We start from the raw sequence: 5,159 nt of genomic DNA on the forward strand, positions 1-5,159 counted from the left end.
GTCTAATACCGGATATGACCTTCCCCTGCATGGGGGTTGGTGGAAAGCTTTTGCGGTACAGGATGGGCCCGCGGCCTATCAGCTTGTTGGTGGGGTAATGGCCTACCAAGGCGACGACGGGTAGCCGGCCTGAGAGGGCGACCGGCCACACTGGGACTGAGACACGGCCCAGACTCCTACGGGAGGCAGCAGTGGGGAATATTGCACAATGGGCGAAAGCCTGATGCAGCGACGCCGCGTGAGGGATGACGGCCTTCGGGTTGTAAACCTCTTTCAGTAGGGACGAAGCGCAAGTGACGGTACCTACAGAAGAAGCACCGGCCAACTACGTGCCAGCAGCCGCGGTAATACGTAGGGTGCGAGCGTTGTCCGGATTTACTGGGCGTAAAGAGCTCGTAGGCGGTTTGTCACGTCGTCTGTGAAAACCCGAGGCTTAACCTCGGGCCTGCAGGCGATACGGGCAGACTTGAGTACTGTAGGGGAGACTGGAATTCCTGGTGTAGCGGTGGAATGCGCAGATATCAGGAGGAACACCGGTGGCGAAGGCGGGTCTCTGGGCAGTAACTGACGCTGAGGAGCGAAAGCGTGGGTAGCGAACAGGATTAGATACCCTGGTAGTCCACGCCGTAAACGGTGGGTACTAGGTGTGGGTTTCCTTCCACGGGATCCGTGCCGTAGCTAACGCATTAAGTACCCCGCCTGGGGAGTACGGCCGCAAGGCTAAAACTCAAAGGAATTGACGGGGGCCCGCACAAGCGGCGGAGCATGTGGATTAATTCGATGCAACGCGAAGAACCTTACCTGGGTTTGACATATAGAGGATCGCCGGAGAGATTCGGTTTGCCTTGTGCCTTCTATACAGGTGGTGCATGGCTGTCGTCAGCTCGTGTCGTGAGATGTTGGGTTAAGTCCCGCAACGAGCGCAACCCTTGTCTCATGTTGCCAGCACGTAATGGTGGGGACTCGTGAGAGACTGCCGGGGTCAACTCGGAGGAAGGTGGGGATGACGTCAAGTCATCATGCCCCTTATGTCCAGGGCTTCACACATGCTACAATGGCGCGTACAGAGGGCTGCGATACCGTGAGGTGGAGCGAATCCCTTAAAGCGCGTCTCAGTTCGGATTGGGGTCTGCAACTCGACCCCATGAAGTCGGAGTCGCTAGTAATCGCAGATCAGCAACGCTGCGGTGAATACGTTCCCGGGCCTTGTACACACCGCCCGTCACGTCATGAAAGTCGGTAACACCCGAAGCCGGTGGCCTAACCCCTTGTGGGAGGGAGCTGTCGAAGGTGGGATTGGCGATTGGGACGAAGTCGTAACAAGGTAGCCGTACCGGAAGGTGCGGCTGGATCACCTCCTTTCTAAGGAGCATTAAGTGCCGTATCAAACCCGATCGTGGTTTGGCGGTCGCTCATATTATTGGGTGGAACACTGACACGGTAATTCTTATCGCCTGGTGGCCGGCTTGTTCGGTCCGTGGGTTTCGTCGGCACACTGTTGGGTGTCTGAGAGGATACGTCTTCTCTGTTCGCTGCTGCGTGTCAGCGCTCGCGTACCACGGCCTTCGGGGTGTGGGTGGGTGGCGGTGTGGTGGTGTGTGTTGTTTGAGAATTGTATAGTGGACGCGAGCATCAACGCGACTTCCCGCACGTTCGTGTGTGGTTGATCGTGTTATGTTTCTGTAATTTTACATGTTTCTGTGTAAGCATTTTGTTGTGTTTTTTTGGCGCTTGACGTCATGAAGGGCGCATCAAGGTTGTGATGGCTTTCGGGTTGTCTCGGGTTTGGTGTGTGTTTTGTGTGTTGTAAGTGTCTAAGGGCGCACGGTGGATGCCTTGGCGCAAGGAGCCGATGAAGGACGTGGGAGGCTGCGATATGCCTCGGGGAGCTGTCAACCGAGCTGTGATCCGAGGATTTCCGAATGGGGAAACCCAGCACCAGTCATGTGGTGTTACCCGCCGTTGAATATATAGACGGTGTGGAGGGAACGAGGGGAAGTGAAACATCTCAGTACCCTCAGGAAGAGAAAACAATAGTGATTCCGTGAGTAGTGGCGAGCGAAAGCGGATGAGGCTAAACCATGCACATGTGATACCGGGTAGGGGTTGTGTGTGTGGTGTTGTGGGGTTCATCTTTCCAGCTCTACCTGGCTGGACAGCAGTAAGAAAGTATCATGTTAGGTGAAGTGGCCTGGAACGGTCCGCCGGAGAGGGTGAGAGTCCTGTAACCGAAAACGTGGTGCCTGTTGTGATGGATACCCGAGTAGCAGCGAGCCCGTGGAATTTGCTGTGAATCTGCCGGGACCACCCGGTAAGCCTGAATACTACCTTGCGACCGATAGCGGACAAGTACCGTGAGGGAAAGGTGAAAAGTACCCCGGGAGGGGAGTGAAATAGTACCTGAAACCGTGTGCTTACAATCCGTCAGAGCCCTCGTTGTGGGGTGATGGCGTGCCTTTTGAAGAATGAGCCTGCGAGTCAGTGCTCGGTGGCGAGGTTAACCCGTCTGGGGGTAGCCGTAGCGAAAGCGAGTCCGAATAGGGCGTTTGAGTCGCCGGGTCTGGACCCGAAGCGGAGTGATCTACCCATGGCCAGGGTGAAGCAGCAGTAAGATGTTGTGGAGGCCCGAACCCACTTAGGTTGAAAACTGAGGGGATGAGCTGTGGGTAGGGGTGAAAGGCCAATCAAACTCCGTGATAGCTGGTTCTCCCCGAAATGCATTTAGGTGCAGCGTCACGTGTTTCTTGCCGGAGGTAGAGCTACTGGATGGCCGATGGGCCCTCACAGGTTACTGACGTCAGCCAAACTCCGAATGCCGGTAAGTGAGAACGTGGCAGTGAGACTGCGGGGGATAAGCTTCGTAGTCGAGAGGGAAACAGCCCAGATCGCCGGCTAAGGCCCCTAAGCGTGTACTAAGTGGAAAAGGATGTCCGGTCGCGAAGACAACCAGGAGGTTGGCTTAGAAGCAGCCACCCTTGAAAGAGTGCGTAATAGCTCACTGGTCTAGTGGCTGGGCGCCGACAATGTAGCGGGGCTCAAGTACACCGCCGAAGCCGCGGCACTCACACTTTGGTGTGGGTGGGTAGGGGAGCGTCGTGCAGCCGTAGAAGCAGCAGGGTGACCTAGTTGTGGAGGCTGTGCGAGTGAGAATGCAGGCATGAGTAGCGAATGACACGTGAGAAACGTGTCCTCCGGATGACCAAGGGTTCCTGGGCTAGGTTAATCCTCCCAGGGTGAGTCGGGACCTAAGGCGAGGCCGACAGGCGTAGTCGATGGACAACGGGTTGATATTCCCGTACCCGTGTCAGATCGCCCCTGATGAATCAGTTGTACTAACCGTCCTGAAGCTCATCGATCACCTTCGGGTGACATTTGAGTGGATGCACGGGACCTCGGCTGGTAGTAGTCAAGCGATGGGGTGACGCAGGAAGGTAGTGGGGCCAGTCAGTGGTTGTACTGGTGTAAGCCTGTAGGGCGAGATCTAGGCAAATCCGGATCTCATGAAGCCTGAGAGGTGATGCGTAGCCGTTGCGGTGAATTCCATGATCCTATGCTGCCGAGAAAAGCCTCTAGCGAGATCTGATGTGGCCCGTACCCCAAACCAACACAGGTGGTCAGGTAGAGAATACCAAGGAGATCGAGAGAACTGTGGTTAAGGAACTCGGCAAAATGCCCCCGTAACTTCGGGAGAAGGGGGACCTCGCATGGTGACCGGATTTACTCCGTGAGCTGTGTGGGGTCGCAGAGACCAGAGAGAAGCGACTGTTTACTAAAAACACAGGTCCATGCGAAGTCGTAAGACGATGTATATGGACTGACGCCTGCCCGGTGCTGGAAGGTTAAGAGGACCGGTTAGCCGTAAGGCGAAGCTGAGAATTTAAGCCCCAGTAAACGGCGGTGGTAACTATAACCATCCTAAGGTAGCGAAATTCCTTGTCGGGTAAGTTCCGACCTGCACGAATGGCGTAACGACTTCTCTGCTGTCTCAACCACAGACTCGGCGAAATTGCAGTACGAGTAAAGATGCTCGTTACGCGCGGCAGGACGAAAAGACCCCGGGACCTTCACTATAGCTTGGTATTGGTGTTCGGTTCGGTTTGTGTAGGATAGGTGGGAGACTGTGAAGCGGGCACGCCAGTGTTCGTGGAGTCGTTGTTGAAATACCACTCTGATCGTATTGGATACCTCAACCTCGGACCATGATCTGGTTCAGGGACAGTGCCTGGTGGGTAGTTTAACTGGGGCGGTTGCCTCCCAAAATGTAACGGAGGCGCCCAAAGGTTCCCTCAGCCTGGTTGGCAATCAGGTGTTGAGTGCAAGTGCACAAGGGAGCTTGACTGTGAGACTGACAGGTCGAGCAGGGACGAAAGTCGGGACTAGTGATCCGGCACCGGCAAGTGGAAGCGGTGTCGCTCAACGGATAAAAGGTACCCCGGGGATAACAGGCTGATCTTCCCCAAGAGTCCATATCGACGGGATGGTTTGGCACCTCGATGTCGGCTCGTCGCATCCTGGGGCTGGAGTAGGTCCCAAGGGTTGGGCTGTTCGCCCATTAAAGCGGCACGCGAGCTGGGTTTAGAACGTCGTGAGACAGTTCGGTCTCTATCCGCCGCGCGCGTTAGAAACTTGAGGAAGGCTGTCCCTAGTACGAGAGGACCGGGACGGACGAACCTCTGGTGTGCCAGTTGTTCCACCAGGAGCACGGCTGGTTGGCTACGTTCGGAAGGGATAACCGCTGAAAGCATCTAAGCGGGAAGCCTGTTCCAAGATTAGGTTTCTCACCACCTTGAGTGGGTAAGACCCCCTACAGACTATGGGGTTGATAGGCCAGAACTGGAAGCGCAGTAATGCGTGTAGGTGACTGGTACTAATCGGTCGAGGGCTTACCACACACATAACATTCGCCAAAACGAGCACCATGGCTCACAGAATGAAAAGCGTGTAACAATCAACAGAAGCCAGACATGTTCTGGTTCGCGTCCACTATGCAATGTCTGAGACAACACATGTGTTGTTTCGCAGTGTTACGGCGGCCATAGCGGAGGGGAAACGCCCGGCTCCATTCCGAACCCGGAAGCTAAGCCCTCCAGCGCCGATGGTACTGCACTCGTGAGGGTGTGGGAGAGTAGGACACCGCCGGACTAAAATTAGATACAGGA

The 5,159-nt window shown here is 55.6% G+C and carries 3 rRNA genes; all 3 read left to right on the top strand.

Annotated elements, in window-relative coordinates:
• Positions 1-1,362 (top strand): 16S ribosomal RNA (locus tag FK530_RS24140); the annotation flags it as partial.
• A 442-nt stretch (positions 1,363-1,804) separates the two neighbouring features.
• Positions 1,805-4,891, top strand: a 23S ribosomal RNA gene (locus FK530_RS24145).
• 134 nt (positions 4,892-5,025) lie between these two features.
• Positions 5,026-5,142: ribosomal RNA gene (gene rrf / locus FK530_RS24150) — 5S ribosomal RNA — on the top strand.
• Positions 5,143-5,159: the final 17 nt, after the last annotated feature.

This window comes from Tsukamurella conjunctivitidis, from assembly GCF_007858475.1.
Classification (GTDB): domain Bacteria; phylum Actinomycetota; class Actinomycetes; order Mycobacteriales; family Mycobacteriaceae; genus Tsukamurella; species Tsukamurella conjunctivitidis.